The following is a 3,165-nucleotide window of genomic DNA, read 5'->3' on the forward strand; positions in this document are numbered from 1 at the left end:
TCTCGGCGGAACCTGGGCCTGGCGGGTCCCGTTCCTTGCGAGCATCGTGCTCGTCATCGTCGGCATCATCATCCGCACCAAGGTCCCGGAATCGCCGGTCTTCGAGGATGTCAAGGGCGCGGGCCAGCTGGCGAAGGCGCCGCTCGTCGAGGTCGTCAAGCACGATTGGCGGAACATTCTGCGGGGCATCGGTCTCCGCATCGCCGAGACCGCCGGCTACGCGGTGTCCGTGACGTACATGATCTCGTACCTCAACAGCAAGCACCTTGCCAACACCACCCAGACCCTCATCGCGCTGTGCGTGGCCTCCGCGATCGGCATCTTCGCCACGACTGCCTGGGGGCAGCTCACCGACAGGATTGGGCGCCGCCCGGTCTACCTCTGGTCCTGCACGTTCGCTGTCCTGTTCGGCGTCCCCATGTTCCTCCTCGTCAACACGGGCCTGTTCGTCTTCGTGCTCGCCACGATCGTCGTCGCCTACGCCGTGTGCCAGAACTCCCTCGCGGGCGTCCAGGGAGCGTGGTTCCCAGAGCTCTTCCGCGCCAACACGCGGTCTTCGGGCGCCTCGCTCGCGTACCAGATTTCGGCGATGGTCTCGGGCTTCACACCGTTCATCACGACCATCCTCTACATCGGGCTTGGCTGGCTCGGGCCAGCCCTGCTCTTCAGCGCCTATGGCGCGATCGGCCTGTGGGCCGCCATCAGCACGCGCGAGACGTGGGGCCGCAGCGAGCGCGACGCCGCCGAGAAGGCCGAGGCTGCCTCCCCCCAAGGTGTGGGTGCATGAAGGCGACCTTCTGCACGAAGGCCTCGCGGATCGAGGCGGTAGGAGACGCGGCGTACCGCATCCGTCGGAACGCCCTCCGCATGGGCGAGGTCCAAGGCCAGGGCTACGTTGGGCAGGCGCTCGGCGCCGCGGACATCCTCGCGGCCCTTTACACCGATCAGCTCGACTACCGAGCCGAGGATCCCGAATGGGACGGCCGTGATCGGTTCCTCCTTTCGACGGGCCACTACGCGATCGGGCTCTACGCCGCGCTCGCCGAGGCGGGAATCGTCCCGGTCGAGGAGCTCGAGACCTACGGCTCGGACGACTCGCGGCTGCCGATGTCCGGCATGTCGACCTACACCCCTGGGATGGAGATCTCCGGTGGTTCGCTCGGCCACGGACTCACGATCGCGGTGGGCTACGCCCTCGGGCTGCGAGCCCGGGGAAATCCTGCGCGGATCGTCAACTTCCTCTCCGATGGGGAGCTCGACGAGGGCTCGACGTGGGAGGCAGCCATGGGGGCGGCCCATCACCGCCTCGGGCGGCTCACCGCCGTCGTCGACATCAACGCGCTTCAAGCGGACGGCCCGACCGCCGGCGTCCTCCGGACCGAGCCCGTGGCGGAGAAGTGGGCCGCCTGCGGATGGCGGGTCCAGCGGGTCGACGGGAACGACGTCGCCGCTCTCCTCGAGGCGTTCGATGCGGTCGCGGCCGAGGCGGACGACCAGGGTGCTCCCGCCGTCGTCCTCTGTGACACCAAGGTCGGTCGCGGCGTCCCCCTCCTCGAGGAGCGCGAGAAGGCGCACTTCATGCGGATCGAGGAGCACGAATGGGCCATCTGCCAGAAGCAGCTGGCCGAGGGGCATATGAACCGAGAGAAGGTGGCACCGTGACCACAGCGCCCGCAAAGGCACCCAAGCTCAAGACGTCCGCGATGATCGCGTCCTTTGCTGAGCCCGGGCAGCGGACGACGCCGGCCCCGTTCGGGCACGCGCTCGCCGAGCTCGCGGAGCAGGACGAGCGGATCGTGGGCCTCACCGCCGACCTCGGCAAGTACACCGACCTCCACATCTTCGCCGAGCGGCACCCGGACCGGTACTTCCAGATGGGGATGGCGGAGCAGCTCCTCTTCGGCGCTGCGGCCGGCATGGCCCAAGCGGGCCTCGTCCCGTTCGCCACGACCTACTCAGTGTTCGCGGCCCGGCGAGCGTACGACTTCATCTGCCTCGACATCGCCGAGCCCGAGCTCAACGTCAACATCGTCGGAGGCCTTCCCGGGCTCACGACCGGCTACGGCCCGAGCCATCAGGCAACCGAGGACGTCGCGATCTTCCGCGGCATGCCGAACCTGACGATCGTCGACCCGTGCGACGCCATCGACATCGCACAGGCCGTCCCGCAGCTCGCCGCGACCGACGGGCCGACGTATCTGCGGCTCCTGCGCGGCAAGGTGCCGTCCGTCCTCGACGAGTACGACTATCGCTTCGAGCTCGGCAAGGCCAAGGTGCTGCGCGGAGGCCGCGACGTCGTGCTTGTCTCCTCCGGCCTCATGACGATGCGCGCGCTCCAGGCCGCCGAGGCGCTCGCTGCACACCGCGTGGACGTGGCCGTCGTGCACACCCCAACGCTCAAGCCGTTCGACGAGGAGACCGTCCTGAGCGAACTCGCGGGGGACCGGCTCGCCGTGACGCTCGAGAACCACACGGTGGTCGGCGGGCTCTTCGAGACGGTCGCGGCCGCCCTCGTCCGCAAGGGGCAGCCTGGGCGCGTCGTTCCGATCGGACTGCCCGACCAATTCCTCGACGCCGGGGCGCTGCCCACCCTCCACGACCGGTACGGACTGTCGAAGGAGCGCATCGTTGAGCGCGTCCTGGCCGAGCTTGGCTGAGATGCGGCCGTTCCCCCGCCTATGATGACAGTTAACATCGATCCAAGGAGTCCGAATGGCCGCCACCGCCGCCCTGCTGGGGCTGGAGAAGACGAGCCTGCGTGAGCAGGCCGTGGTGGCGCTGCGCCGCGCCATCACCTCGGGGGACCTCGAGCCGGGACGCCACCTCGTCGAGACGGAGCTGTCCGAACGCCTCGGCATCAGCCGGGGAACGCTCCGCGAGGCGCTGCGCCAGCTTCAGCAGGAGGGGCTCGTGGCGGCGGGCGCGCGCGGTCGCCTGAACGTGCGACACCTTGACGCGAAGGAGATCCGCGACATCTTCGCCGTGCGCGCCGCTCTCGAGTCCCTCGCCACGCAGTCGCTCATCGACCAGCCCCGCCGGGCGCGGATCGTCGGCGAATTGCGGGCGGCCATCGAGGCCATGGAGGACGCCGCGGACCGCGGTCTCGACGACCGGATCGAGGCGGACCTCGACTTCCACCGGCTCCTGTGCAGCCTCACCGGCAAC

4 protein-coding genes are annotated in these 3,165 nt (G+C 69.2%); all 4 read left to right on the plus strand.

All coding sequences use genetic code 11. From position 1 onward, the window contains the following. Positions 1–787, plus strand: a 787-nt coding sequence (locus V7053_RS18455) for an MFS transporter (protein ID WP_334173712.1), incomplete at its 5' end; no start/stop codon positions are given. Next, complete coding sequence (locus V7053_RS18460) at positions 784–1,662, plus strand: transketolase (protein ID WP_334173713.1); 879 nt, start codon at positions 784–786, stop codon at positions 1,660–1,662. The genes V7053_RS18455 and V7053_RS18460, both read left to right, overlap by 4 nt. Before the next feature lie 41 nt (positions 1,663–1,703). Continuing rightward, positions 1,704–2,657, plus strand: a complete 954-nt coding sequence (locus tag V7053_RS18465) for a transketolase family protein (protein WP_334173715.1) — start codon at positions 1,704–1,706, stop codon at positions 2,655–2,657. 55 nt (positions 2,658–2,712) lie between these two features. Further along, on the plus strand, positions 2,713–3,165 hold a 453-nt coding region (locus V7053_RS18470; RefSeq protein WP_334173714.1), incomplete at its 3' end, for a GntR family transcriptional regulator.

This window comes from Sinomonas sp. (assembly GCF_036848755.1).
GTDB lineage: Bacteria > Actinomycetota > Actinomycetes > Actinomycetales > Micrococcaceae > Sinomonas.

Bases quoted from the DNA above. Each gene is read 5' to 3' on its own strand.
- V7053_RS18460 (WP_334173713.1), top strand. From the start codon at position 784: ATGAAGGCGACCTTCTGCACGAAGGCCTCGCGGATCGAGGCGGTAGGA.
- V7053_RS18465 (WP_334173715.1), top strand. From the start codon at position 1,704: ATGATCGCGTCCTTTGCTGAGCCCGGGCAGCGGACGACGCCGGCCCCG.